This is a genomic window from Pseudomonas sp. TREG-RG-20F-10-E-6-01, from assembly GCF_022662455.1.
Lineage (GTDB): Bacteria > Pseudomonadota > Gammaproteobacteria > Pseudomonadales > Pseudomonadaceae > Aquipseudomonas.
The window spans coordinates 223,565-250,329 of sequence record NZ_JAKNQP010000006.1; the positions used below are offsets into that span (position 1 = coordinate 223,565).

The window sequence follows — 26,765 nt, forward strand, 5'->3', positions numbered from 1 at the left end:
ATTTGTCATGGCCACTGCCGAAAGCAACAACGCAACAGAGCAACCCAAAGAGCAGCAAAAAGACAGCAACCCACGCAAACGCAAAATCATGCTGATCGGCCTGGCGCTGATCGTGATTCTTGGCGTGATCGGCGTGTGGGCCTGGTATGAGCTTTATGGGCGCTTCAACGAAAGCACCGACGATGCCTATGTGAACGGCAACGTGGTGGAAATCACCCCGCTGGTCACCGGCACCGTGGTCAGCATCGGCGCCGACGACGGCGACCTGGTCCACGAAGGCCAAGTGCTGATCAACTTCGACCCCAATGACGCCGCTGTCGGCCTGCAAAGTGCCCAGGCCAACCTCGCGCGCACCGTGCGCCAGGTGCGGGGCTTGTACAGCAACGTTGATGGCATGAAAGCCCAGGTGCTGGCGCAGCAAGCCAACGTGCAAAAGGCCCAGGACAATTACAACCGTCGTAAGAACCTTGCCGCCGGCGGCGCGATCTCCCAGGAAGAACTGTCCCACGCCCGTGACGACCTGACCTCGGCGCAAAGCGCCCTGGCCAACGTGCAGCAACAGTTCAAGACCTCCAGCGCGCTGGTGGACGACACGGTGATTTCGTCTCACCCTGACGTGCAGTCCGCCGCCGCGCAACTGCGCCAGGCGTACTTGACCAACGCCCGCAGCACCTTGATTGCACCGGTAACCGGCTATGTGGCCAAGCGCACGGTGCAATTGGGTCAGCGCGTGCAGCCGGGTACCGCGTTGATGGCGGTGATCCCGCTGAACCAGTTGTGGATCGACGCCAACTTCAAGGAAACCCAGCTGCGCGATATGCGTATCGGCCAGCCGGTGGACATCGAGTCGGATATCTACGGCAGTGACGTGAAGTACAGCGGCACCGTGGACAGCCTGGGCGCCGGTACCGGCAGCGCGTTTGCCTTGCTGCCGGCGCAGAACGCCACCGGTAACTGGATCAAGATCGTGCAACGGGTGCCCGTGCGTATTCACATCAACGCCGACGAGCTGGCCAAGCACCCGCTGCGTGTGGGCTTGAGCACCGTGGTCAACGTGGACCTGCACGACAAGAGCGGCCCGGTGCTGGCGCAACAGGCGCCGCAAAAGGCCTCGTTCACCACCAACGTGTATGACCGCCAATTGGCCGAAGCCGATGCCATGATCACTCAGCTGATCCATGACAACAGCCTCGCCGCGCCCAAGGCTGTGCAACGCTGATGAGCAATAACGCCTCGTTCACGCCACCCAGCCTGTTGATGGCCACTATTGGCCTGTCGCTGGCGACCTTTATGCAGGTGCTCGACACCACGATCGCCAACGTGGCCTTGCCGACCATTTCCGGCAACCTCGGCGTGAGTTCGGAGCAGGGCACCTGGGTGATCACCTCGTTTGCGGTGAGCAACGCGATTGCCTTGCCGCTGACCGGCTGGTTGAGCCGGCGCTTTGGCGAGGTGAAGCTGTTTTTGTGGGCGACCATCCTGTTTGTGCTGGCCTCGTTCCTCTGCGGTATTTCCACCTCGATGCCTGAGCTGATCGGCTTTCGGGTGCTGCAGGGCCTGGTGGCCGGGCCGCTGTACCCGATGACTCAAACGTTGCTGATCGCGGTCTACCCGCCGGCGAGGCGCGGCATGGCCCTGGCGCTGCTGGCGATGGTCACGGTGGTGGCGCCAATTGCCGGCCCGATCCTTGGCGGCTGGATTACCGACAGCTACAGCTGGCCGTGGATCTTCTTTATCAACGTGCCCATCGGCATCTTTGCGGTGCTGGTGGTGCGTTCGCAGTTGAAGAAACGTCCGGTGGTCACCAGTTACCAGCCGATGGATTACGTCGGGCTGCTGAGCCTGATCGTCGGTGTCGGCGCGCTGCAGATCATCCTCGACAAGGGCAATGACCTGGACTGGTTCGAATCCAACTTCATCATCGTTGGTGCCGTGATTTCGGCGATAGCCCTGGCGGTGTTCGTTATCTGGGAAATGACCGACAAGCACCCGGTGGTCAACCTGCGGCTGTTTGCCTACCGCAACTTCCGCATCGGCACCATTGTGCTGGTGCTCGGTTATGCGGGGTTCTTCGGCATCAACCTGATCCTGCCGCAATGGCTGCAAACCCAGATGGGCTACACCGCCACCTGGGCGGGCCTGGCGGTGGCACCGATCGGCATTCTGCCGGTGCTGATGTCGCCGTTTGTGGGCAAGTACGCGCACAAGTTCGACCTGCGCTTGCTGGCGGGCCTGGCATTTTTGGCAATTGGCCTGAGCTGCTTCATGCGTGCCGGTTTCACCAATGAAGTGGACTTCACCCACATCGCCCTGGTGCAGCTGTTCATGGGCATTGGCGTGGCGCTGTTCTTCATGCCGACCTTGAGCATCCTGATGTCCGACTTGCCGCCGGCGCAAATCGCCGACGGCGCGGGCCTGGCGACGTTCCTGCGGACCCTGGGCGGCAGTTTTGCGGCCTCGCTGACCACCTGGATCTGGATTCGCCGCGCCGACCAGCACCATGCGTACATGAGCGAGAACATGACCACCTACGACTCGGCAACCCGTGATGCCTTGCAGGCACTCGGCGGGGCAGGGCACAAGGCCTATGCGCAGCTGGACCAGATCCTCACCAGCCAGGCGTACATGATGTCCACCGTGGATTACTTCACGCTGCTGGGGTGGATGTTCATGGGCTTGATCGTGATTGTGTGGCTGGCGAAACCGCCGTTTGCGGCGAAGGCCGGGCCCGAGGCTTCGGGGCACTGATCGAAAGACCGAACTCGGTCAATGTGGGAGCTGGCTTGCCTGCGATGCAGGCACCTCGGTACATCAGATACATCGAGGTGATGCTATCGCAGGCAAGCCAGCTCCCACATTTGATGGGTGTTGTGTCTGAGAATCAGGCGCCAGGCAGCGCCAGCTGCGGATTGACGAAGTCAAACGCCGCCAACGCAAACCCTTGCTCGTCTACCTGCAACGCCCAGCCCTGCTTGTCCCAATCCCCCAGCACAATGCGCTTGGCCGCCTGATCACCAATCTGCAGCTTATGGATCGCTGGGCGGTGCGTATGGCCGTGGACCAGGGTGCGCACGCCAAATTGCTGCATCACCCGCGGCACTTCCTCGGGCGTCACATCGACAATGTCGTTGGCTTTCATGCGTGTCTGCGCGCGGCTTTCACTGCGCAGCTTGCGCGCCAGCTTGTGGCGGGTGCGCAATGGCAGGTGCCGCAGGATAAACAGCACAATCGGGTTACGCAGGATGCGCCGCAGCTTCATGTAGCCAACGTCGCGGGTGCAAAGGCTGTCGCCGTGCATCAACAGCACAGGCTCGCCGTAGAACTGCACGACACTCGGATCCTTGAGCAAGGTGGCGCCTGCAGCTTTGCAGAACGCCTTGCCGATCAGGAAGTCACGGTTGCCGTGCATGATGAAAATCGGGGTGCCGCTGTCGCTCAGCTCACGCAGGGCCGCGCAAATCGAACGCTGGAACGGTGTCATGCCATCGTCGCCAATCCAGGCTTCAAAGAAGTCGCCCAGAATGTACAACGCCTGGGCGCCACGGGCGCGCCCGTGGAGCAAATTCAGAAACGCCCGGGTGATGTCCGGGCGGTCCTCTTCCAGATGCAAATCTGAAATCAGCAATATCACCCAACGATCTCGGCTTTCTCGACGATAACGTCTTCTACCGGAACGTCCTGGTGACCGGCTTTACCGGTGGTCTGCACGGCTTTGATCTTGTCGACGACGTCCTGGCCTTCGGTCACTTTACCGAATACCGCGTAGCCCCAACCCTGCACGTTCTTGCCGCTGTGGTTCAGGAAGGCGTTGTCGGCGACGTTGATGAAGAACTGCGCGGAGGCCGAATGCGGCTCCATGGTACGGGCCATGGCGACGGTGTACTTGTCGTTGGAAAGGCCGTTGTCCGCTTCGTTCTGGATGCTTGGGCGCTTGTCTTTCTTTTCTTTCATGCCAGGCTCGAAACCGCCGCCCTGGACCATGAAGTTGCCGATGACACGGTGGAAAACGGTGTTTTCGTAGTGGCCGGCTTTAACGTATTCGATGAAGTTGGCGACGGTGATCGGCGCTTTCTCGGCGTTCAGCTCGATGACGATGTCACCGTGGTTGGTGGTCAGTTTGACTTGAGTCATGTTCACTACTCTTTTCAGGGAATTCGTGGGTTTGGACGCCTGAGCGCCTTACCTGATTGGCTAAACAGAGGCCAAGGCGCGCAGTTTAGCGTGACCTGCAGGAATTTCGAGGTGGTTTTTTACCGCCGATGCATTAAATGCAGCAGTTTTCGACCACGCTCTGTCAGCGGCTTGACAGCTTCGGCTATCATAAGCCCTTTGTTTTATCGGCCCCTACTTCTGGCCAAGCACTTCGTCTGTTCAAGGATCCTATGAGCAAGCCCACTGTCGACCCTACCTCGAATTCCAAGGCCGGACCTGCCGTCCCGGTCAATTTCCTGCGCCCGATCATCCAGGCGGACCTGGATTCGGGCAAGCACACGCAGATCGTCACCCGTTTCCCGCCTGAGCCCAACGGTTACCTGCACATCGGCCACGCCAAGTCGATCTGTGTGAACTTCGGCCTGGCCCAGGAGTTCGGTGGCGTCACGCACCTGCGTTTCGACGACACCAACCCGGCCAAGGAAGACCAGGAATACATCGACGCCATCGAAAGCGACATCAAGTGGCTGGGCTTCGAGTGGTCCGGTGAAGTGCGCTACGCCTCCAAGTATTTCGACCAGTTGTTCGACTGGGCCGTCGAGCTGATCAAGGCCGGCAAGGCTTACGTCGACGACCTGACCCCGGAGCAAGCCAAGGAATACCGTGGCAGCCTGACCGAGCCGGGCAAGAACAGCCCGTTCCGCGACCGTTCGGTCGAAGAGAACCTGGACTGGTTCAACCGCATGCGCGCCGGTGAGTTCCCGGACGGCGCCCGCGTGCTCCGCGCCAAGATCGACATGGCCTCGCCGAACATGAACCTGCGCGACCCGATCATGTACCGCATCCGCCACGCCCACCACCACCAGACCGGTGACAAGTGGTGCATCTACCCGAACTACGACTTCACCCACGGTCAGTCGGACGCTATCGAAGGCATCACCCACTCGATCTGCACCCTGGAGTTCGAAAGCCATCGCCCGCTGTACGAGTGGTTCCTCGACAGCCTGCCGGTGCCGGCGCACCCGCGTCAGTACGAATTCAGCCGCCTGAACCTGAACTACACCATCACCAGCAAGCGCAAGCTCAAGCAACTGGTTGATGAAAAGCACGTGCATGGCTGGGACGACCCACGCATGTCGACGCTGTCGGGCTTCCGTCGTCGCGGTTACACCCCGGCGTCGATCCGTAATTTCTGCGAGATGGTTGGCACCAACCGCTCCGACGGCGTGGTCGACTACGGCATGCTCGAGTTCAGCATCCGTCAGGACCTCGACGCCAACGCACCGCGCGCCATGTGCGTGCTGCGTCCGTTGAAAGTGGTGATCACCAATTACCCGGAAGACCAGGTCGAGAACCTCGAACTGCCGCGTCATCCGCAAAAAGAAGAACTCGGCGTGCGCAAGCTGCCGTTCGCCCGTGAGATCTACATCGACCGTGATGACTTCATGGAAGAGCCGCCAAAGGGCTACAAGCGCCTGGAGCCGAATGGCGAAGTGCGTCTGCGTGGCAGCTACGTGATCCGCGCCGATGAAGCGATCAAGGACTCCGATGGCAACATCGTCGAACTGCGTTGCTCCTACGACCCCGAAACCCTGGGCAAGAACCCTGAGGGCCGCAAGGTCAAAGGCGTGGTCCACTGGGTGCCGGCGGCTGCCAGCATCGAGTGCGAAGTGCGTTTGTACGATCGTCTGTTCCGTTCGCCGAACCCTGAAAAGGCTGAAGACAGCGCGAGCTTCCTGGACAACATCAACCCTGATTCCCTGCAAGTGCTCACCGGTTGTCGTGCCGAGCCATCGCTTGGCGACGCACAGCCGGAAGACCGTTTCCAGTTCGAGCGCGAAGGTTACTTCTGCGCAGATATCAAGGACTCGAAACCTGGTCAGCCGGTATTCAACCGTACCGTGACCTTGCGTGATTCGTGGGGCCAGTGATTTAAGGGAGTTGTCGTGTTAACGATTTACAACACACTCAGCAAGACCAAAGAAGTCTTCAAGCCGCTGGATGGCAACAAGGTGCGCATGTACGTGTGCGGCATGACCGTGTACGACTACTGCCACATCGGCCACGGCCGCAGTATGGTTGCCTTCGACCTGGTGACCCGCTGGTTGCGTTTCAGCGGCTATGACTTGACCTATGTGCGCAACATCACCGACATCGACGACAAGATCATCAACCGTGCCAACGAAAACGGCGAGTCGTTCGACGCGCTGACCGAACGCATGATTGCTGCCATGCACGAGGACGAGGCGCGCCTCAACATCCTCAAGCCGGACATGGAGCCGCGCGCCACGGATCACATCCCGGGCATGCACGCGATGATCCAGACCCTGATCGACAAGGGTTATGCCTACGCCCCCGGCAATGGCGACGTTTACTACCGTGTTGCCAAGTTCATGGGCTACGGCAAGCTGTCGCGCAAGAAAATCGAAGACCTGCGCATTGGCGCGCGCATCGAAGTCGACGAAGCCAAGCAAGACCCGCTCGACTTCGTGCTGTGGAAAGGCACCAAGCCCGGCGAGCCGAGCTGGGAGTCGCCATGGGGCGCCGGGCGTCCGGGCTGGCACATCGAGTGCTCGGTGATGTCCACCTGCTGCCTGGGCGAGACTTTCGACATTCATGGCGGCGGCAGCGATCTTGAGTTCCCGCACCACGAAAACGAAATCGCCCAAAGCGAAGCCGCCACCGGCAAGACGTACGCCAACGCCTGGATGCACTGCGGCATGATCCGCATCAATGGCGAGAAGATGTCCAAGTCCTTGAACAACTTCTTCACCATTCGCGACGTGCTGGAAAAGTACCACCCGGAGGTGGTGCGTTACCTGCTGGTGTCCAGCCACTACCGCAGCGCCATCAACTACTCGGAAGACAACCTCAAGGACGCCAAGGGCGCCCTGGAGCGTTTCTACCACGCGTTGAAAGGCCTGCCAGCCGTGGCGCCTGCCGGCGGCGAAGCGTTCGTGGCACGGTTTACCGAAGTGATGAACGACGACTTCGGCACGCCGGAAGCCTGTGCGGTGCTGTTCGAGATGGTGCGTGAGATCAACCGCTTGCGCGAGACCGATCTGGATGCAGCGGCCGGGCTGGCTGCACGCTTGAAAGAGCTGGCCAGCGTGCTGGGTGTGCTGCAGATGGAAGCCGATGACTTCCTGCAAGCCGGCGCTGAAGGGCGTGTGGATGCGTCTGAAGTTGATGCGCTGATTCAGGCGCGTCTGGCTGCGCGGGCTAACAAAGACTGGACCGAGTCCGACCGTATTCGTGACCAACTGACCGCGATGGGTGTGGTGTTGGAAGACGGCAAGGGCGGGACGACGTGGCGGTTGGCTGATCAAGCTTGATTGGTAAACGCTGAATGAAAAACGCCCCGACTGGTTCGGGGCGTTTTTTTGCACATCGTTTTAATGGCTCACTCGATCCAGTGTGGGAGCGGGCTTGCTCGCGAATGCGGTGGGTCAGTCAACAGATTCATTGGCTGATGCACCGCATTCGCGAGCAAGCCCGCTCCCACAATTCGACCGATTTAAGCTTCCACAATTTGGTCGGCTGCAATGCCGCCTGGGTTTTGCTTTTCTGTGGGAGCTGGCTTGCCTGCGATGCAGACGCCTCGGTGCATCAGCGTTACCCAGGCAATGCTATCGAAGGGCACGCCAGCGCTTCCTCGAATTGTCGTTGAAAGTTCTGCGATGGACAGGGCAGCGTGCCTACATAGGGTATGGAACTGTCCGCATCCGACTTACCACTGAGCGGGTGAGAGCCCTACGGGCTTTTCACTTAATCGGGAGCGTTGCAGATGTGGAATTCAGGGGCGGCAGGGACGGGAGGTGTGGGCGCCGGGTATGCGCCAAATGGGTTGCGACCCAGGGCGGTTTCCGTTGCGCCTGCGGCCGAAGTGGTTGCGGTCAAACAGCAGCTCAATGAGTTATTTGATGCGACAGGTTCCAAGGCACAAATGGCTCAACGGTTATCTTTCAGTTTGAAGACGCTTCTGGAAAAGGTGGACAGCGGTACGTTCAAGAACGATCTCCACAAGCTGATTCAAACCTTGGACGTCTACATAGCCTCCCAAGCGGCGGTTTTTCAGTCTATACAGCACCTGTTCCCGGATGCGGGGCGAGAGTCTCTGTCCAGCCGGTCGCATGACACTGGCCACCCCCGTGCACATAACGGACCTGGGCTTCGTCATCCGCGGCAGGTAAGTCATAACACTCCCACTCAGAGGATGAGTCTTGATGACCTCTACACCGACAGGAGTAATCCGGGCAGAAGACCTGGCGTGGGTAATGAACCCGGCAATATCTGGAGTGGTTTCAAGCAGGGGCCAAATAAAAGCAATTGCACGACGGTGGCAGCCATAAAGGTCGCAATGATGAAGTTTGGCCAGAAGCCGACCGATATTTACAAGCAGGTAATCGCAGCGGGTGACGGCTGGAACATACAGATGCGGGATGATCGCTGGTACCACCTGTCCAAAGATGAGCTGGCGCAGGCAACCTATAGATCTGAGTTCAGTGGCGATAATCCGGCGATGGTGGCAGATGCTAATTTTCTGTATGCCGTGAGTGCTAAACGGGCGCAAGTGGAGAATAACGACGGTTATGCCGCGCGAGGTTTCGAGAGCGCGTTATACAGCATCAATGACGGTGAGCCCTTTGGTCACAATTACAATGGGTTCGTGCGCCTGGGCCTGAGTGCCCACATCCAAAAAACCACTGTTGAAAACTTGGCGCGTGGGCAACTGGGTCTTGTGACTCACGGCGTTCCGGTTAACGGTCAAATGGTGGGCCATTCGCTTGCAGTGATCAATGGGCGAGAGGAAGTGTGGGGTAGGCAAGGCGGGAGTCCACCGACTGACATCTACGCCAACGCGGTGACCTTGGTTTGACGTGTGATTGGGGCTGTTGATTGGCCCCTTTACCGTCCCAGAGCACCTTGCCAAACCCATTCTGCGACGCATACGTGCCGACATGGCGCAGTTCACGCTCACTACCAATCAGGCTGAACAAGGGAATCCCTTGTCCCAACAGCACCGGGATACGGATGATGATCAGCTCATCGATCAGGGCGGCCCATCACCGTTGCGTTTCTGATCTCAATTTCGTAAGAGCTTTCGGAAAATTGTCTTTTGTTTTGACGCTCGCCCATTCATGGCTTTAGATGATCGCCACGACCAAACTCATGATGAAACTGGCGGTGATTTGAATGGATTGTATTTTTTGCAGCATTGTCCGAAAGACCTCTCCAGCCCACATTCTGTGGGAGGACGAATACCATATGGCGTTCCTGTCGATCTTCCCCAACACGCCGGGTTTCAGCGTGGTGATCCCCAAGCAACATTACGGCAGCTATGCGTTTGCGCAGTCGGATAAGGTGCTGGCCGACCTTGTTGTCGCCACCAAAAAAACCGCACTGCAGATTGACCGGGCGTTTCCGGATGTGGCGCGCACCGGGATGATGCTGGAAGGGTATGGGGTGGATCACCTGCATGCGAAGCTGTTTCCCATGCATGGCACGGGCTCGGACAGTGCGTTCAAGCCGTTGAGTTCGAAGGTGGACAAGTTCTTCGAGGCGTATGAGGGCTATATCTCGTCCCACGATCATGTACGGGCGGATGATGCTGAGTTGGCAGAGCTGGCGGCCAGAATCAGATCCTTCGCCTAGCGCAAATCAATGTGGGAGCGGGCTTGCTCGCGAATGCGCAGTGTCAGTCAATACATGGGTGACTGATGTACCGCATTCGCGAGCAAGCCCGCTTCCACATGTTTTACTGTGTGCGCCTGGCCGATCAGCGGCGGCTGCTGACCTCTGCGGGCACATCGTCCCCGGCCATGCGCTTGCGGAACAGTGCGGTGCGAGCCAGCAGCAGCGTGGTTACCGGCACCGTGATCGACAGCAGAATCGGAATCAACCAGCCGTGCAGCACCGGCGCGGACTTGAGCACCGAAAAGTAGATGATCGACGCCAACGCCACACACCACGCACCCAATGTAGAGGCCAGCGCCGGCGGGTGCATGCGCTGGAAAAAGTCCTTCATGCGCAGCAGGCCGATCGCGCCGATCAGTGCGAATACGCTGCTCAGCACCAGCAATACCGCCACGCTGGCTTCAACCCATAACGGCATCATTCAATCACCTCGCCACGCAGCAGGAATTTCGCCAAAGCGAACGACCCGACAAAGCCAAACAGCGCAATCAGCAGCGCTGCTTCAAAGTAGGTGTCACTGGCGTAGCGGATGCCGAGCACCAGCATCATCAGCATCGCCAGGATGTACAGATAGTCCAGTGCCAGAACCCGGTCCTGTGCCGATGGGCCTTTGAACAGGCGCGCCAGTGTCAGCACCATGGCCAGCGAGAACAGGAACAGGCTGATCAGGATCGCGTTGGAGAGCAGGGCGCTCATTCGAAGATCTCCATCAGGGGCCGCTCGTAGGTGGTTTTGAAGTGCTCGATAAAGGGCGCTTCATCCTCAAGGTCGAACACGTGCAACAGCAGAATGCTGCGGTCCAGCGCCAGTTCCGACCAGACCGTGCCGGGTGTGACGCTGGTGATCATCGACAGCACGGCCAGGCCGTTGGCGTCGCGCAGGTCCAGCGGGATTTTGATAAAGCGCGAACGCGGCGCACGCGAGCCGCAGATCAGCACGCCCCAGGCCACTTGCAGATTAGAGATGATCACGTCGCGGCCCACCACCAGAAACAGGCGCAGGATCACCCCAGGGCGGCGGATGCGGATCGGCAACGGGCGCAGCGGCGCCATCAGCAGCGGGGCAAAAAAGCCCGGCAGCGCGCCGAGCAGCAGGTTGCCGGGGCTGACGGACAGGTTCAGCACCAGCCACAACAGCCACAACGCCAGCGATAACCAGGGGGCAGGGAACAGACGCTTCATGGCTGCACCTCCAGGGCGGCGGTCTTGGCTTCAGGGCTCGGCACCGGACGCGTCGCCAAGACGGCCATCACGTAGTGTTCCGGGTTGTTCAGGCTTTCGGCGGTGGCCTGGGTGTAGCGCATCAACGGCTCGGCCTTGAAGGTCAGGAGAATGCTCAGGCCGAGCAGGAAGAAGATCGGCAGGCACTCGTAGCGGCGCAGCAGCGGCGAGGGGCGCTCTTCCGGCGTCCAGAAGCGCTGGATGCCCAGGCGGGCGAAGGCAATCAGCGACGCCAGGCCCGACAGGATCAGCAATGTCACCAAGCCCCAGGCGGCGGGGCGTATGGGTTCATCCACCGCATTCCCCAGCCCCAGCGGGTTGACCAGCGCGCTCAACAGGCTGAGCTTGCCGATGAAGCCAGACAGCGGCGGCATGCCGATAATCAGCAATGCGCAGGCAACAAAGCTCAAACCGAGAAAGGCCATGGTCCACGGAATCACCTGGCCGACCACGGCTTTCTGTTCATCGTCGAGGTTCACGCCGGGCCGTGGATGCAACGACTCCATGGCCTTGGGCAACGCATCGATTTCCTCGTCCAGCGGCAGGTCATTGGCCGAGCGCGAACGCTCGATCAGTTCGGCCAGCAGGAACAGCGCGCTCAATGCCAGCGTCGAGCTGACCAGATAGAACAGCGCTCCGGCCGTCAGGCTTGGCTGAGCAAAGCCCACGGCCGACAGCAGAATCCCGGCCGACACCAGAATGCTCAAGCTGGCCATGCGTTCCAGCCGCTGCGCCGCGACCATCGCCAATGCTGCGCAAATGATCGTCGCCATGCCGCCGTACACCAGCCAGTCGCCCCCAAACAGCGCCGAAGCACCGGCTTGCCCCGAAAACAGCAAGGTCCACAGGCGCAGCACGGTGTACACGCCCACTTTGGTCATGATCGCAAACATCGCCGCCACCGGCGCGCTGGCCGAGGAGTAGGCGGGCGCCAGCCAGAAGTTCAGCGGCCACATGCCGGCTTTGGCCAGGAACGCTGTTGCCAGAATTGCCGCGCCTGCGTGCAACAGGCCGCGATCGGCCTCTGGCACCAAGGGGATTTTCAGTGCCAGGTCAGCAAAATTCAGCGTGCCGGTGACGCCATAGATCATCGCCGCGCCAATCAGGAACAGCGACGAGGCCAGCAGGTTGATCGCGATGTAATGCAGCCCCGACGACACCCGCGCACGGCCCGAGCCGTGCAGCATCAAACCGTAGGACGCCGCCAGCAGCACTTCGAAGAACACGAACAGGTTGAACAGGTCCGCCGTCAGAAAGGCGCCGTACAGGCCCATCATCTGGATCTGGAACAGCGCGTGGAAGCTGGTACCGGCACGGTCCCAACGGGCCATGGCGAACAGCAGCGCGCTCACGCCGATGATCCCGGTGAGCACCAGCATCATCGCCGACAGTTGGTCCACCACCAGCACGATGCCGAACGGTACCTGCCAGTTGCCCGGCAGGTACACGCCGATGGAGCCGGGGCCGCCTTGTTGTGTCCAGTACAGCAGCAGGACGGCGATGCCCAGGCCGATGACGCTGGAGAACAGGTTGATTTTTGCCTTCAGCGGACGGCGTTTTTCGCCGAGCATCAGCATCAGCGCGGCGGTCAGCAACGGCAGCAGGATCGGCGCGACGATCAGTTGATTGATCCACGTCATTCCTTGGGCTCCCGACCGTCTACATGGTCAGTGCCGGTCAGACCGCGGGAGGCCAGCAGCACCACCAGAAACAGCGCGGTCATGGCGAAGCTGATCACGATCGCCGTCAGTACCAGCGCCTGGGGCAGGGGATCGGTGTAGTGCAGCAGGTCTTGCGGCACGCCGTCCTTGATGATCGGCTCCTTGCCGATAAACAGGCTGCCCATGCTGAAAATGAACAGGTTGACCCCGTACGACAGCAGGCACAGACCCATCACCACTTGGAACGTCCGTGGCCGCAGGATCAGCCAGACGCCGGAGGCCGCCAGGACCCCAATGGCAATTGCGATGACTTCTTCCATCAGGCGGCTCCTTGCGTTGCGGCAACCACTTTTTTCGCCTGGTTGCTCGGTTTGTGGGCCCGCACGGACTGGTGGCCGAGGGCGGTGAGCATCAGCAGCGTGGAACCGACGACCATGGCGTACACGCCGACGTCGAAGAACAGGGCGCTGGCGATATGGATATCGCCGAGCACCGGCACGCTGAAATGCCATGTGTGGGTGGTGAGGAACGGGTAACCGGCAAACAGTGCGCCGAGCCCGGTCAGGGTGGCCGAAAGCAGGCCAAAACCCATCCAGCGCATTGGCCGCAGGCTCATCTGCGCCTCAACCCACTGCGTACCGGCGACCATGTATTGCAGGATGAACGCTACCGACATCACAAGGCCTGCGACAAAGCCGCCGCCCGGCTGATTGTGACCGCGCATGAACAGGTAGAACGACACCACCAGCGCAATTGGCAGCAGCAGGCGCACCAGCACCGCCGGCACCATCATGAAGCCCAGCGCGGTGTCGCTGGCCTGGCGCGGGTTGACCAGGTCGGTGGCCACGTCCGGCGCCAACTGGCGCTGTTGCGCGGGCAGTTGCATGCTTTCTTTGGACGGACGGAAGCGCCGCAGCAGGGCATACACCGTCAGCGCCACGGCGCCGAGCACGGTGATTTCGCCGAGGGTGTCGAAGCCACGGAAGTCGACGAGCATCACGTTCACGACGTTGCTGCCGCCGCCTTCGGGCAGGGCGCGGCTGAGGTAGAACGAGGAGATATCGTTGGGCGTCTGGCGGGTCAGCATCGCGTAGGACAGCAGCGCCATGCCGCCGCCCACCACGGTGGACAGCAGGAAGTCACGCAGGCGGCGAATGCGCGCCTTGCGCAGCGAGCTGGGCAATGGCGACACTTCTTCGATCCGCCGTGGCAGCCAGCGCAGGCCCAGCAGGATAAGCACGGTGGTCACCACTTCGACGACCAGCTGCGTCAACGCCAGGTCCGGCGCCGAGAACCACACGAAGGTGATGCAGGTCATCAAGCCGCACACGCTGACCATGGTCAGGGCTGCCAGCCGGTGATACTTGGCTTGCCACGCGGCGCCGAGGGCGCAGGCAATCGCCAGCAGCCACAGGGTCACAAACACAATGGAGCCCGGGATCTTCGGCCGGTCGCCCCAGCTGAGGCCGCTGTTGAGCATCGGGATCAAACCTGCAATCACCGCTGCCATTACCAGCAGGAACAGCTGGGTCTGCAGGCGTTTGGTGCTGATGCGTTTTTCGATCCGGCGCACGCCGCGCATCATCACCACCAGGCTGCGTTCGAACATGCGCTTGCCGTTGAAGTAGCTGATGACCGGCGGGTACTTGAAGCGGCCTCGCTTGAGCTGTTTGCGCAGCAGCAGGTAGAGCACCACGCCGCCGGACATCGCCACCAGGCTCATGATCATCGGCGCGTTCCAGCCGTGCCAGATCGCCAGGCTGTACTCGGGTAGCACCCCACCGACCACCGGCAGGGCGGCGGCGGCGAGAATCGAGCCGACCACCTGGGCCGGGAAGATGCCCACCAGCAGGCAGGTGAACACCAGCAGTTCCACCGGCGCACGCATCCAGCGCGGCGGTTCGTGGGGCGTGTGCGGCAAATCGGTGGCGGGCGGGCCGAAGAACACATCGACGGTAAAGCGCAGCGCATAGGCAACGCTGAAGGTGCCGGCGATGGTTGCAATCATCGGCAGGGCGATTTCCACCCAGGCGGTCGCCGAGATAAATACCGTTTCAGCGAAGAACATCTCTTTGGACAGGAAGCCATTGAGCAACGGCACTCCGGCCATCGACGCACTGGCCACCATCGCCAGGGTCGCGGTAAACGGGATCAGGCGCACCAGACCGCTGAGCTTGCGAATATCACGGGTGCCGCTTTCGTGGTCGATGATGCCCGCCGCCATGAACAGCGAGGCCTTGAAGGTGGCGTGGTTGAGGATGTGGAACACCGCAGCGACGGCGGCCAGCGGGCTGTTGAGGCCCAGCAGCAGGGTGATCAGCCCGAGGTGGCTGATGGTGGAGTAGGCCAGCAGGCCCTTGAGATCGTTTTGAAACATGGCGCAGTAAGCGCCGAGGAGGAGGGTGATGGCGCCGGCACCGCCGACGATCCAGAACCATTCTTCGCTGCCGGACAGCGACGGCCACAGGCGGGCCAGCAGGAACACGCCGGCTTTCACCATCGTCGCCGAGTGCAGGTACGCCGAAACCGGCGTCGGTGCCGCCATCGCGTGGGGCAGCCAGAAGTGGAAGGGGAACTGTGCGCTTTTGCTCAGGGCGCCGATCAGCACCAGGGCGAGCATGACCGGGTACAGCGAGTGCGCGCGAATCTGATCGCCCGCCGCCAGCACCTGGTCCAGGTCATAGCTGCCCACGATATGCCCCAGCAGCATCACGCCGGCCAACAGGCACAGGCCGCCCGCGCCGGTGACCATCAGCGCCATATAGGCGCCGCGCCTGGCATCGGCGCGGTGGTGCCAATAGCCGATCAACAGGAACGAGAACAGGCTGGTCAGTTCCCAGAAGAACACGATCTGGATCAGGTTGCCGGAAATCACCAGCCCGAGCATGGCGCCCATGAAGGCCAGGAAAAACGCGAAGAAACGCGGCACCGGGTCGTCCGGCGACATGTAGTAGCGCGCATACAGCGACACCAGCGAGCCGATGCTCAGCACCAGCATCGAGAACAGCCAGGCGAACCCATCCATGCGCAGCACGAAGTTCAACCCAAGGCTGGGCAACCACATGAATTCTTCGCGGATCACGCCACCGTGGGCGATCTGAGGGTAGAGCAGGGCGACTTGAATGGTGCCGACCAGGGCCACGAGGCCAGCCAACAGGGATTCGGTGTTACGTGCATTGTGCGGCAGCAAGGCCGCCAGACAGCTGCCAATAAAAGGCAGAAGCAGTAGAACTATCAGGGACATAGGCTTCTAATCTGCGGGAGTTTGGGATGCATCATACGTGCCGCTTTGTCGATCACCAAACGCCAAGATGTGGCAGGATCCTACAAGGTAGGCTGAAAACCCCCGTTTGGCATTGTTTCAGCTGGCGCCATTGCAGCCGTCACCACCGCTCGCTGTGGGAGCCGGGCTCGCCCGCGATGGTGATCTGACAGCCATTACAGCAGTCAGACCTTACCCCTGCTGCTCCTGTTCCCTTTCATCCTGCAGTTCGATGGCCTTCTGCCCTTTAGTCTTCAGCTCACTCACAATCACTGCCGCCACAATCAACGCCGCCCCCACCATCGCGATCGGCGGGAAGCGCTCACCGGCCATCCGCCCGATCACGCCGGCCCACACCGGTTCACCGGCGTAGATCAAGGTGGCACGTGTCGGCGAGACACTCTGCTGCGCCCAGTTCATCGCGACCTGGATCACCGCGCTGGTCAAGCCCAGGCCCACTGCGCTGAATACCAGCAACCACGAGAAACCTGGCAAGGGTTCTCCCATCGGCACCACCATCAGAAACGACAATAACGACGCCGTGGCCAGTTGCACCACGGTCACCCGGCGTACATCCACCTGCCCGGCAAACGCGCTGATCAGAATGATTTCGGCGGCCACCGCCACGGCACAGATCAGCGTGGCGATTTCGCCGGGGCTGAAGTTCAGCGACGCGCCGGCCGGGCCGGTGAGTAGCATCAAGCCGGTAAACGCCAGCATGATGCCGATGGCCGGCATCAGCCCCGGGCGGCGCCCCAGTACCAACCATTGCAGCAGCGGCACGAACGGCACATACAGCGCGGTGATGAACGCCGACTGACTGCTCGGAATAGTCTGCAGCCCGATGGTCTGCATGCCGTAGCCGAACATGATCGAGGTGCCGATGAAGGCGCCGGCTTTCAACTCAAACAAGGTCAGGCCGCGCAGGGTGCGCAACGAAAAGAACCCAACCACGATGGCCGCTGCGGCAAACCGCAGACCCACGAAAAACATCGGGCCGCTGACCGTCATCGCATGTTGCACCAACAAAAAGGTGCCGCCCCAGATCATGGTGATCACCACCAGAATGCATTCGGCTTTGCTGAAACGGTTGAAGCGTGAGGAAGGGCTCGGGGCAGTCATGGCGGCTCGGTCTTGCAAGGGAAAGGCACGGACCGCACAATGCGCCGCACGCTGGGCAGTATACTGCGCACCCCTACCTATTGAGCAATATAGTGCACAAAGAAAATCCACATCGGGCGTCGGTCCTGCAACACGTCAGCCAGAACGTCCGTCGTTTGCGGCATGCTGCCGACATGAGCCAGACCGCGCTATCGGAAAAGTCCGGCGTCAGCCGGCGCATGCTGGTGGCCATCGAGGCGGGCGAGAAGAATGTCAGCCTGTCCACCCTGGACCGCGTCGCCGAAGCCCTGGATGTGGCCTTCAGCGACCTGATCCAGGCGCCGGATGCCGGCGATCACAGCCGCATCAACGAGCTGGCGTGGGCCGGCGACATTCCCGGCAGTAAAGCCGTATTGCTGGCCAAGGCCACTGCCCGGCGCGAAGTGGAATTGTGGGAGATGCGCCTGGAACCGGGCGACCGTTACAGCCCGGAACCCGACCCGGAAGGCTGGAGCGTGCAGCTGTTTGTGTTCGAAGGCCGCCTGACCCTGATCCTCGATGACGAAGAAAAACACGTGGCCACCGGTGAGTTCTTCATGTTTGCCAGCCGCCAGGCCCACGGCTATCGCAATGACGGAGAGGTGGCGGTGCGCTTTGTGCGCAACGTGGTGATCTAACTGTCTGCCAGGCAACAGTGGATGGACACTTTGCTCGCCTGCACACGCAGGCCTTTCAAGGTTTTAGCCGCAACACCCTGATTTTATTGGCGATTAGATTCAGGCACGACTCCTGCAATCACCCAGGTTATCTCACCGGAGCCTGGAGTCGGCCCATGTCAGCCCACCCTCAACAACCTGCCCATATCATTCGCTCGGACGCCGAGGCCATCGAGGTCGCCACGCGCCTGGCCGCACGCTTTGCCGTCGACGCCAGTGCACGCGACCGCGAGCGGCGCTTGCCGGTGGCCGAACTTGACGAGTTTTCTGCCAGCGGTTTGTGGGGCATCACCATTCCTAAAGCCTATGGCGGCGCCGAGGTGTCCTATGTGACGGTGGCCGAGGTGATCAAGTTGATCTCCGCCGCCGACCCATCGCTGGGGCAAATCCCGCAGAACCATTTGGGCGTGGTGGACATCCTGCTGCAAACCGCCACAGAGGAACAAAAGCGCCATTACTTCGGCAAGGTCCTGGCCGGTTATCGGTTCGGCAATGCCTTCTCCGAAGCCAAGAGCAAAAACGCCGGCACGTTCGATACCCAGATCCGTTTTGAGCACGACACCGCGCAAATCAACGGCGAGAAGTTCTACTGCACCGGCGCGCTGTTCGCGCATATCGTGCCCACCGTCGGCAACAATGAAAACGGCCAGGCCTTTATTGCGTTCGTTGAACGCGATGCGCCGGGGCTCACGGTGGTTGATAGCTGGGACGGCTTTGGCCAACGCACCACCGCCAGCGGCGGGGTGACACTCGACGGCGTGAGCGTACCGCGCACCGCAGTGATCCCGGCTCACCTGGCCTTCGACCAACCCACCGCCAACGGCCCTATCTCGCAGATCATCCAGGCCGCGGTCGACACCGGCATCGCCCTTGGCGCGCTCGAACACGCCAAAATCCACGCCCGCCAGGCGCGGCCCTGGATCGACAGCCAACAGGAACACGGCTGGCAAGACCCATTCACCATCGCCGCGATTGGCGACCTGCAATGGCGCGTGCACGGCACCGAAGCCATTCTTGCCAAAGCCGGCAAGGCGGTCGACCTGGCCCTGGCCGAGCCGAACGAAGACACCGTGGCCCACGCCTCGCTGGTCGTCGCCCAGGCCAAAGTGCTGTCGGCCGAAACCGCCTTGCTCGCCAGCAGCAAACTCTTCGAACTCGCCGGCACTCGCTCGGTGACCGCCAAGCACAACCTCGACCGCTTCTGGCGTAATGCGCGTACCCACACCCTGCACGACCCGGCCCGCTGGAAATACCACCTGATCGGCAACTTCGTGCTCAACGGCGTGAAGCCCGCCCGCCACGCCTGGAACTGAGGAGCCTGACCCATGACCGCACTGAATCACGCGCGCCAACTGCTGGAAAGCACCCGCCGCACGGTTGAGCGAAGCGATGACCCCTACGTGATCAGCCGTTTCGGCGATTGGCAGATCCGCGTCGATGTGGCCGCTGCCTTGCTTGAGCGCGCCGCCACCGACCCAAGCCCGGTGGCCCTCACCGAAGCGCAGATCGCCGCCGCCGAAGCGCTGATTTTTGCCAGCAATGCCGAGTTCGAACTCACCGGCCAGCGCACCGCGCTGCCGCCCAGCCTTGATGATCCGTTGCGCAGCAAATACCAGATTGTCGGCAACTACCACCTCAACGGAGCGCTTTGATGTCCCGTGAAATCCGCTTGAATGCCTTCGACATGAACTGCGTCGGCCACCAATCGCCCGGGCTGTGGGCGCACCCGCGTGACCGTTCGTGGCAGTACAAAGACCTTGAATACTGGACCGACCTGGCCAAAATCCTCGAACGCGGCAAATTCGACGGGTTGTTTATCGCCGACGTGCTGGGTATTTACGACGTGTACAACGGCAACGGTGACGCGGCGATTCGCCAGGCGGCGCAGGTGCCCGTCAATGACCCGCTGTCGTTGATCGCGCCGATGGCACTGGTCACCGAACACCTGGGTTTCGGCTTGACCGCCTCGTTGTCGTTTGAGCACCCGTACCCGTTTGCCCGCAGGCTTTCCACCCTCGATCACCTGACCAAGGGCCGCGTCGGTTGGAACATCGTCACCTCGTACCTGGAAAGCGGCGCCAAGAACCTCGGCCAGAAAGCCCAGACCGAACACGACGCACGCTATGACTACGCCGAGGAATACCTGGAGGTTTGCTACAAGCTTTGGGAAGGCAGCTGGGAAGAGGGCGCGGTATTGCGTGATCGCGAGCGCCGAATTTTCAGCGACCCGAGCAAAATTCACGAAATCCGTCACGTCGGCAAACACTTCCAGGTGCCCGGTATTCATCTGTGCGAGCCGTCGCCGCAGCGCACGCCGGTGCTGTACCAGGCCGGGGCGTCCAGCCGTGGCAAGCAGTTCGCCGCCGAGCAGGCCGAGTGCGTGTTTGTCGCGGCGCCGTCCAAGGTGTTGCTGAAAAGGACCGTGGCTGATATCCGCCGCCGTGCCGCAGAAGCCGGGCGCGACCCGAAGAAAATCCTGATTTTCAACTTGCAGACGGTGATCGTCGGCGAGACGGACGCCGAGGCCAAGGCCAAGTTTGACGAGTACAAATCCTACGTCAGCTACGAAGGCGCGATGGCACTGATCTCTGGCTGGACCGGTATCGACTTCAGCCAGTTCAAACCCGATGAACCGCTCAAGCACGTGCACACCAACGCCATTCAGTCGGCGGTAGAGGCCTTCTCCACGGCGGACCCCAACAAAGTCTGGACGCCCAACGAACTGGCCGACTGGGTTGGCATTGGCGGCTTTGGCCCGTTGTTTGTCGGTGGCCCTGAAACCGTGGCCGACCTGCTGCAGGAATGGGTCGAGGAGACTGACGTGGACGGTTTCAATCTGGCCTATGCGCTGACCCACGAAACCTTTATCGACGCCGTGGACCTGTTGGTGCCGGAGCTGCAAAAGCGCGGCGTGTACAAGACCGAATACGCCCAGGGCACCTTGCGCGAGAAGTTGTTCGGCGATGGCGCACGGCTGGCGCCGAATCATCCGGGTGCCGGTTACAGGGATCTTAAGGCCAGCGCTCTATAACTGAACAAACCCAATCCATGTGGGAGCTGGCTTGCCTGCGATAGCGTCGGGTCAGCTGGAAACGTGCCGACTGACACACCGTTATCGCAGGCAAGCCAGCTCCCACAGTAGAACTGTATTGATCCAAATAACTCAGCCAGCGGACCACCGCACGCACATCACTTTAATAGGAGCATCACCCCTATGAGCGTGCACGAACTCAAACGTCCGCTGGGCCTGGAATGGCCCGCCGAACTGCTCGGCAACCTGTCCGAGCCTTTGGAACACCTGCGTCACTGGGCGCAAATCACGCCGTTGCATCCGGCCCTGCGCCACAAGCGCCAGGGCCAGTGGTATGCCTGGCGGTGGATTGACGCCTTGCGCGACGTCGAGCGCCTGGCCGATGGGTTGCGCCAGCATGGCTTTGGCGAGCAGTCGCGGCTGGCCCTCAGCGGCGCGTTCGAGCCGAACCTGCTGTTGTTGGCGTTGGCTGCGCAATCGGTCGGCGGGCAGGTGGTGACCCTGGCCGATGACCTCGAGCCCGAAGTCCTGTACCAACAGCTGTGGCGTATTCGCCCGACCCATTCGTATGTGCAGGACCGCCGGCAAGTGCGGCACTGGGCGTCTGCCAATCGACTGGATTTCGCCCAGTTGCTCGGCCCGCTGGACCCGGCGCAGCACTTGCAGCGCTGGTGGCAACCCACCGGCGAAAGCGCGTTGTGGAGCGAGGAGGGCACTCACTGGCAGGGCGGGTTGGCCGTGGTGCTGGAGCAGTGGCTCAACAGCGGCCATGGCCTGGCGTTTCCGGAAAACCTCGCCTCGGCCCGCCGCGATCGCAGTGAAGTCGCTCCGACTGGCCTGCTGTTATCACCTGAGCGTTTGCACCACCTGGCCGACGACATCGAAAGCCGCCTGGCGCCCCACGGTACCTGGCGCCGACGCCTGTGCGACTGGGCCATCGCCCACCCGCAAAGTGGCCTGCGCCGCTTGCTGAAAAACCGCGTGCGCAGGCTGCTGGGCTTTCAGCGTCTGTCCTATATTTGGCAACCGCTTAAATCCAAAGCCGAGCCGACATGGCTGGCCGAATTCAAACGGGACATCGCATGAGCCAGGCCATTCTCCAGGTGCGCGACATCTCGTTGTCATTCAAGGGCGTCAAGGCGATCAATGCCCTGTCGTTTGACGTGCAGCGCGGCGAGATTTGCGCGCTGATCGGGCCAAATGGCGCCGGCAAGAGTTCGTTGCTCAATGTGCTTAACGGTGTGTACCGCTTTGACGCCGGCGAGATCGTCTTCGAGCAACAACACTTCCACCGCATCGACCCATTGGGCGCGGCGCGGCGGGGCATCGGCCGCACCTTCCAGAACAACGCGCTGTTCAAAAAGATGAGCGTGCTCGACAACATCCTCACCGGCCTGTCGCGGCATATGCGCAGCACCTTTATCGAACAGGCCTTGGGCTTGCCGCGCGCCCGGCGTGAGGCCGAGGCCTTCCGCCTGCGTGCCCAGGGCATCCTCGAATTCCTGGAGCTGCAAGCCCACCGCGACGTGCTGGTGGGCAACCTGTCCTACGGCCTGCAAAAACGCGTGGAGTTGGGCCGCGCGTTAATCGCAGGTCCCAGCCTGCTGCTGCTCGACGAACCCATGGCCGGGATGAACGCCGAAGAAAAACACGAAATGGCGCGCTTCGTCGCCGACGTGAACCGCGACCTGGGCACCACCGTGGTGTTGATCGAGCACGACATGGGCGTGGTCATGGGCCTGTCCGACCATGTGGTGGTGCTCGACTACGGGCGCAAGGTCGGCGACGGCACGCCCGCCGAGGTTCAGGCCAACCCCGAAGTGATCAGCGCCTACCTGGGAGTCGCACACTGATGACGTTCTTTTTCGAAACCCTGCTCGGCGGCTTGCTCGCCGGCACCCTGTACTCGCTGGTCGCCATCGGCTTCGTGCTGATCTACAAGGCCAGCGGCGTGTTCAATTTCGCCCAGGGCTCGATGCTGCTGTTCGCCGCGCTGACCTTCGTCAGCCTGCATGACCAAGGGGTGCCGTTCGCCCTGGCGCTGCTGCTGACGGTGATCGTGATGATCGTCGGCGCCTTGCTGATCGAGCGGCTGGTGTTGCGCCCGTTGGTGAACCGTTCGCAGATCACTCTGTTCATGGCCACTTTGGGCCTGTCGTTCATTATCGAAGGCCTGGCCCAGGGCTTGATGGGCTCGCAGGTGCGCGCGCTGGATTTGGGCATTGACGACGTGCCGCTGTTTGTCGGGCCACTGATGCTCAGCCAGTTTGATCTGATTGCCGCCGCGGCGGCGGTGGTGCTGGTCACGGTGTTGGCGTTGCTGTTCAACAAGACCCGCATCGGTGTGTCGTTGCGCGCGGTGGCGGATGACACCACGGCGGCGCTGTCCATCGGCATCAACCTCAATCGCATCTGGCAGATCGTCTGGGCCGTGGCCGGTGTGGTCGGGCTGGTGGCGGGGCTGCTGTGGGGCGCGCGCCAAGGTGTGCAGTTTTCGCTGTCGCTGGTGGTGCTCAAGGCCTTGCCGGTGCTGATCATCGGCGGCTTTACCTCGATTGGCGGGGCGATTGTCGGCGGGCTGATTGTCGGCGCGGCGGAAAACCTCGCCGAGGTGTATATCGGCCCGCTGATCGGCGGCGGCATCACGCCGTGGTTCGCCTACGTACTGGCCCTGGCCTTCCTGTATATCCGTCCCGCCGGCCTGTTCGGCGAGCGCGCCATCGAGCGAGTCTGAACCCATGTCGATTCCTGTTGTTCAACAAACCGCACCGTTGGTGTTGATCCAGCGGCGCGTGCCCTGGGGCCTGATCGGCCTGTTGGCGCTGGCCTTTGTTGTCGTGCCGCTGTGGGGCAATGACTATTGGCTCAATGCAATCCTCGTCCCGTTTCTGGTGCTGTCACTGGCCGGGCTGGGCTTGAACCTGCTGACCGGCTACACCGGGCAAACCTCGGTGGGCGCGGCCGGTTTCATGGCCGTCGGCGCGTTCGCCACCTACGGGTTTTTGCTGCGTCTGCCGGCGCTCGGTTTGCCGGTGGCGCTGCTCGGCGGTGGGGTGATCAGCGCATTGGTGGGGCTGTTGTTCGGCCTGCCCAGTTCGCGGATCAAGGGTTTTTACCTGATGGTCACCACGTTGGCCGCGCAGTTTTTTCTGGAGTGGCTGTTCGTCAAATTCCCGTGGTTCTACAACTACGGCTCCTCCGGCACCATTTCTGCGCCGCAACTGGCGCTGTTCGGCCATGACCTCAACACGCCGCTGGGGCGTTACCTGCTGACGCTGGTCACGGTGTTGCTGCTGACCTGGACCGCCGTCAACCTGGTGCGCAGCCAGGTCGGCCGCAACTGGATGGCGATCCGCGACATGGACACCGCCGCCGCCGTGGTCGGTATCCCGGTGGTGCGTTACAAGCGCCTGGCGTTCGCCGTCAGTTCGTTCTACTTAGGCATTGCCGGTGCGCTGTGGGCCTTCGCTTACTTGGGCACGGCCAGCGCCAGCAGCTTTGATATCAACCGCTCGTTCCAGATCCTGTTCATCATCATTATCGGCGGCATGGGCAGCATTGCCGGCAACTTCGTCGGCGCGGCGTTTATCAGCCTGCTGCCGATTTTGCTCAGCCATGCCGGACAGGCCTTGTTCGGCGGCTCGGTGGATGCGGGGCAATTGCAGAACCTGCAAAAAATCATCTTTGGCGTGTTGATCATCGTGTTCCTGATCAAGGAACCCGAGGGGTTGATTCGTCTGTTGCACAACCTGCGTGACCGTCTGCGGAAATGGCCGCTGCGCTTCTAACATTCCCTCAAGAGAATCCAATATGCGTGCAACCTTGAAACGTTCCCTGGTCGGCGCCGCCTTTGCGCTGGCCGCCTTGGCGGGCACTGTGCCCCAGGCGATGGCCTCGCCCGACCAGCAATTCATTCCCCTGGCCACCTACCGTGTGGGCGCGTACGCCTCCAGCGGCGTGCAGGTGTGGGCCGGGATGATCGACTACCTGCGTTATATCAATGAGGTCGAAGGCGGCATCAACGGCGTGAAACTGGTGTGGCAGGAATGCGAAACCGAGTGGACGGCGGAGAAGGGCATCGAGTGCTACGAGCGCTTCAAGAATGGCCTGGATGGCGCGCCGGTCGCGGTCTATCAACCCAATGGCGCCCCGGCGGCGTACGCGCTGAGTGAGCGTGCCGAGGTGGACAAGATCCCGCTGATCACCCTCGGTTACGGCCGTACCGAAGCCACCGACGGCACGGTGTTCCCGTACAACTTCCCGGTGATGCTGACCTTTTACAGCGAAGCCTCAACCCTGGTGAACTACATCGCCCAGCGCGAAGGCGGTTTCGACAAACTCAAGGGCAAGAAGATCGCCACGGTCTATCACGACTCGGCCTATGGGCGCGAAACCCTTGGCCCGCTGAAGTTGCTGGCAGAGAAATACGGCTTTGAAAATATCCAGATTCCGGTGGCCGATCCGGGCAATGAACAGTCGGCGCAATGGCGCCAGGTCCGTCAGGCGAACCCGGACTGGGTGTTCCTGCGCACCTGGGGCGTCTCCACGCCGGTAGCGGTGAAAACCGCCGCACGTTTTGGCTTCCCGGTCGACCATATCATCGGCGATATCTGGGCCAGCTCCAGCGAAGACGTGCTGCCTGCCGGCGCGTCCGCCAAAGGCTATCTGGCGCTGACGCCATACCCGGCCGGTGCCGACTTCGAGATCCACAAACGCCTCAAGCAGTACGTCCTCGACAAGGGCCACAGTGACCTCAAGGACCTGAAAAACTTCGGCAGCGTCTACTACAACTCCGGCCTGGTGAACGCCGCCGTGGCCGTGGAAGCGATCCGCACCGGCCAGGCCAAATTCGGCAAGCGCCCGCTCAACGGCGAAGAAGGCCGTTGGGGCCTGGAACACTTGAACATCGACGACGCGCGCTTGAAGGACATGGGCTACCTGGGCCTGATGCAGAACCTCAAACTGTCGTGCCGCGACCATGAAGGCGGCGGTTCGGCGCGGGTGCAGCAATGGGACGGCGCCAACTGGACGCTGATCAGCGACTGAATCGCCGCCGACCGCGCGTTGCTGCGCCCATTGATTGACGAAAAATCCGCCGCGTTCGCCAAGGAAAAAGGCCTGACGCGGCGCACCTGCACCGGGGATGAATAACTCATGAGCCAACCCGCCGCCGAGTCCGCCAGCGAAGCGCTGTTGACGGTCGATGACATCGAAGTGATCTATGACGGCGCAATCCTGGCGGTGGCCGGGGTGTCCTTGAGCGTGCCCAAGGGCGCCATCGTTGCCTTGCTCGGCGCCAATGGCGCGGGCAAAAGCACCACGCTCAAGGCGATCTCGGGGCTGGTGCGTGCCGAACGGGCCGAGGTCAGCCGGGGCGTGATCGAATACGCCGGCCGCGACCTTGCCGGCATAGACCCCAGCCAGCGCGTGCGTGAGGGCATGGTCCATGTGTTGGAGGGCCGGCATGTGTTCGGCCAGCTGACGGTCGAAGACAATCTGCGCAGTGGCGGCTTTGTGCGGCGCCTGAGCCGCAAGGCCATGGAGCATGACCTGGAACGCATCTACTCCTGGTTTCCACGCCTCAAGACCAAGCGCCACACCCGTGCCGGGCTGACCTCCGGCGGCGAACAGCAGATGGTTGCCATCGGCCGCGCGTTGATGACGCGGCCCACCCTGGTGTTGCTCGATGAGCCGTCGATGGGCCTGGCACCGATGATCGTGCAGGAAATTTTCGCGATCATCGCCCAGCTCAACCGTGAGCAGCAGGTGAGCTTTTTGATCGCCGAGCAGAACATCAACGTCGCGCTCACCTATGCGTCCCAGGGCTACGTGCTGGATACTGGGCGGGTGGTCTTGGGTGGCAGCGCCGCTGAACTGCGGGCGCGCGGCGATTTGCACGATATTTATCTGGGTAAACAGTAAGGG

General features: G+C 61.5%; 24 protein-coding genes and 1 pseudogene. 16 read left to right on the forward strand and 9 right to left on the reverse strand.

All coding sequences use genetic code 11. The features are described from left to right. The first annotated feature begins 7 nt into the window (after positions 1 to 7). Both L8K08_RS19090 and L8K08_RS19095 read left to right on the forward strand, forming a co-directional pair. Entirely contained in the window at positions 8 to 1,219 is a 1,212-nt protein-coding gene (locus L8K08_RS19090) for an HlyD family efflux transporter periplasmic adaptor subunit (RefSeq protein WP_242199387.1), read from the forward strand. Next, the gene (locus tag L8K08_RS19095) at positions 1,219 to 2,748 is read left to right on the forward strand and encodes a DHA2 family efflux MFS transporter permease subunit (protein ID WP_145164010.1); all 1,530 of its coding nucleotides are present in this window, start codon (positions 1,219 to 1,221) and stop codon (positions 2,746 to 2,748) included. The genes L8K08_RS19090 and L8K08_RS19095 overlap by 1 nt, the downstream gene beginning before the upstream one ends. Before the next feature lie 133 nt (positions 2,749 to 2,881). On the opposite strand, the gene lpxH is transcribed toward L8K08_RS19095, so the two are convergent. Together lpxH and L8K08_RS19105 are read right to left on the reverse strand one after the other, a co-directional pair. After that, on the reverse strand, positions 2,882 to 3,631 hold the full coding sequence (gene lpxH, locus L8K08_RS19100) for a UDP-2,3-diacylglucosamine diphosphatase (RefSeq protein WP_242199388.1): 750 nt from the start codon (positions 3,629 to 3,631) through the stop codon (positions 2,882 to 2,884). After that, positions 3,628 to 4,131 carry a peptidylprolyl isomerase gene (locus L8K08_RS19105; RefSeq protein ID WP_106578797.1) on the reverse strand — a complete coding sequence of 168 codons (504 nt, stop codon included), beginning with the start codon at positions 4,129 to 4,131 and terminating at the stop codon, positions 3,628 to 3,630. The genes lpxH and L8K08_RS19105 overlap by 4 nt, the downstream gene beginning before the upstream one ends. A 251-nt stretch (positions 4,132 to 4,382) precedes the next feature. Between L8K08_RS19105 and L8K08_RS19110 the strand changes: the two genes are divergently transcribed. The 4 genes from L8K08_RS19110 to L8K08_RS19125 all read left to right on the forward strand — a co-directional run bounded on the left by L8K08_RS19110 (position 4,383) and on the right by L8K08_RS19125 (position 9,807). Then, a complete protein-coding gene (locus L8K08_RS19110) occupies positions 4,383 to 6,083 on the forward strand; it encodes a glutamine--tRNA ligase/YqeY domain fusion protein (protein ID WP_242199390.1) in 1,701 nt (566 codons plus the stop codon). Between the two features lie 15 nt (positions 6,084 to 6,098). Beyond that, positions 6,099 to 7,487: a cysteine--tRNA ligase gene (cysS, locus tag L8K08_RS19115; protein WP_242199391.1), complete on the forward strand. Its 1,389-nt coding sequence runs from the start codon at positions 6,099 to 6,101 to the stop codon at positions 7,485 to 7,487. 452 nt (positions 7,488 to 7,939) lie between these two features. Further along, complete coding sequence (locus L8K08_RS19120) at positions 7,940 to 9,031, forward strand: hypothetical protein (RefSeq protein ID WP_242199393.1); 1,092 nt, start codon at positions 7,940 to 7,942, stop codon at positions 9,029 to 9,031. Between the two features lie 317 nt (positions 9,032 to 9,348). After that, positions 9,349 to 9,807 (forward strand): HIT family protein, encoded by a 459-nt coding sequence (locus tag L8K08_RS19125; protein ID WP_242199395.1) that lies wholly within the window; start codon positions 9,349 to 9,351, stop codon positions 9,805 to 9,807. 124 nt (positions 9,808 to 9,931) lie between these two features. Here the strand turns inward: L8K08_RS19125 and L8K08_RS19130 are convergent, their stop codons facing one another. From L8K08_RS19130 to L8K08_RS19160, 7 genes are all read right to left on the reverse strand, one after another. Continuing rightward, complete coding sequence (locus L8K08_RS19130; RefSeq protein WP_145164022.1) at positions 9,932 to 10,270, reverse strand: Na+/H+ antiporter subunit G; 339 nt, start codon at positions 10,268 to 10,270, stop codon at positions 9,932 to 9,934. Then, positions 10,267 to 10,545 (reverse strand): K+/H+ antiporter subunit F, encoded by a 279-nt coding sequence (locus L8K08_RS19135; RefSeq protein ID WP_106578792.1) that lies wholly within the window; start codon positions 10,543 to 10,545, stop codon positions 10,267 to 10,269. The genes L8K08_RS19130 and L8K08_RS19135 overlap by 4 nt, the downstream gene beginning before the upstream one ends. Further along, a complete protein-coding gene (locus tag L8K08_RS19140; RefSeq protein ID WP_242199396.1) occupies positions 10,542 to 11,030 on the reverse strand; it encodes a Na+/H+ antiporter subunit E in 489 nt (162 codons plus the stop codon). Before L8K08_RS19140 ends, L8K08_RS19135 begins: the two co-directional genes overlap by 4 nt. Then, a complete protein-coding gene (locus L8K08_RS19145) occupies positions 11,027 to 12,709 on the reverse strand; it encodes a monovalent cation/H+ antiporter subunit D (RefSeq protein WP_242199397.1) in 1,683 nt (560 codons plus the stop codon). Before L8K08_RS19145 ends, L8K08_RS19140 begins: the two co-directional genes overlap by 4 nt. Next, positions 12,706 to 13,050, reverse strand: coding sequence for a Na+/H+ antiporter subunit C (locus L8K08_RS19150; RefSeq protein ID WP_007986256.1), 345 nt, complete (start codon positions 13,048 to 13,050; stop codon positions 12,706 to 12,708). Before L8K08_RS19150 ends, L8K08_RS19145 begins: the two co-directional genes overlap by 4 nt. Continuing rightward, on the reverse strand, positions 13,050 to 15,974 hold the full coding sequence (locus L8K08_RS19155) for a monovalent cation/H+ antiporter subunit A (protein ID WP_242199398.1): 2,925 nt from the start codon (positions 15,972 to 15,974) through the stop codon (positions 13,050 to 13,052). The genes L8K08_RS19150 and L8K08_RS19155 overlap by 1 nt, the downstream gene beginning before the upstream one ends. A gap of 210 nt (positions 15,975 to 16,184) precedes the next feature. Then, complete coding sequence (locus L8K08_RS19160; RefSeq protein ID WP_145164030.1) at positions 16,185 to 17,114, reverse strand: DMT family transporter; 930 nt, start codon at positions 17,112 to 17,114, stop codon at positions 16,185 to 16,187. A gap of 92 nt (positions 17,115 to 17,206) precedes the next feature. Between L8K08_RS19160 and L8K08_RS19165 the strand changes: the two genes are divergently transcribed. The 10 genes and pseudogenes from L8K08_RS19165 (at position 17,207) to L8K08_RS19210 (ending at position 26,762) form a co-directional block, all read left to right on the forward strand. Beyond that, positions 17,207 to 17,770, forward strand: a complete 564-nt coding sequence (locus L8K08_RS19165; protein WP_106578787.1) for an XRE family transcriptional regulator — start codon at positions 17,207 to 17,209, stop codon at positions 17,768 to 17,770. A 155-nt stretch (positions 17,771 to 17,925) separates the two neighbouring features. Beyond that, positions 17,926 to 19,122, forward strand: coding sequence for an SfnB family sulfur acquisition oxidoreductase (locus tag L8K08_RS19170; protein ID WP_242199399.1), 1,197 nt, complete (start codon positions 17,926 to 17,928; stop codon positions 19,120 to 19,122). 12 nt (positions 19,123 to 19,134) lie between these two features. Next, positions 19,135 to 19,461 carry an acyl-CoA dehydrogenase gene (locus L8K08_RS19175; RefSeq protein WP_145164034.1) on the forward strand — a complete coding sequence of 109 codons (327 nt, stop codon included), beginning with the start codon at positions 19,135 to 19,137 and terminating at the stop codon, positions 19,459 to 19,461. Beyond that, positions 19,461 to 20,840: an LLM class flavin-dependent oxidoreductase gene (locus tag L8K08_RS19180; protein WP_242199400.1), complete on the forward strand. Its 1,380-nt coding sequence runs from the start codon at positions 19,461 to 19,463 to the stop codon at positions 20,838 to 20,840. The genes L8K08_RS19175 and L8K08_RS19180 overlap by 1 nt, the downstream gene beginning before the upstream one ends. Positions 20,841 to 21,023: 183 nt before the next feature. After that, positions 21,024 to 21,926, forward strand: a complete 903-nt coding sequence (locus L8K08_RS19185) for an AMP-binding protein (protein WP_242199402.1) — start codon at positions 21,024 to 21,026, stop codon at positions 21,924 to 21,926. Beyond that, positions 21,923 to 22,693: an ABC transporter ATP-binding protein gene (locus L8K08_RS19190; protein ID WP_242199404.1), complete on the forward strand. Its 771-nt coding sequence runs from the start codon at positions 21,923 to 21,925 to the stop codon at positions 22,691 to 22,693. Before L8K08_RS19185 ends, L8K08_RS19190 begins: the two co-directional genes overlap by 4 nt. Continuing rightward, positions 22,693 to 23,574: a branched-chain amino acid ABC transporter permease gene (locus L8K08_RS19195; protein ID WP_145164041.1), complete on the forward strand. Its 882-nt coding sequence runs from the start codon at positions 22,693 to 22,695 to the stop codon at positions 23,572 to 23,574. The genes L8K08_RS19190 and L8K08_RS19195 overlap by 1 nt, the downstream gene beginning before the upstream one ends. A 4-nt stretch (positions 23,575 to 23,578) precedes the next feature. Further along, on the forward strand, positions 23,579 to 24,628 hold the full coding sequence (locus L8K08_RS19200; RefSeq protein ID WP_242199407.1) for a branched-chain amino acid ABC transporter permease: 1,050 nt from the start codon (positions 23,579 to 23,581) through the stop codon (positions 24,626 to 24,628). A gap of 22 nt (positions 24,629 to 24,650) precedes the next feature. Beyond that, positions 24,651 to 25,991: pseudogene (locus tag L8K08_RS19205) on the forward strand (ABC transporter substrate-binding protein). 3 nt (positions 25,992 to 25,994) lie between these two features. Continuing rightward, the gene (locus L8K08_RS19210; RefSeq protein ID WP_242199409.1) at positions 25,995 to 26,762 is read left to right on the forward strand and encodes an ABC transporter ATP-binding protein; all 768 of its coding nucleotides are present in this window, start codon (positions 25,995 to 25,997) and stop codon (positions 26,760 to 26,762) included. Positions 26,763 to 26,765 lie beyond the last annotated feature (3 nt).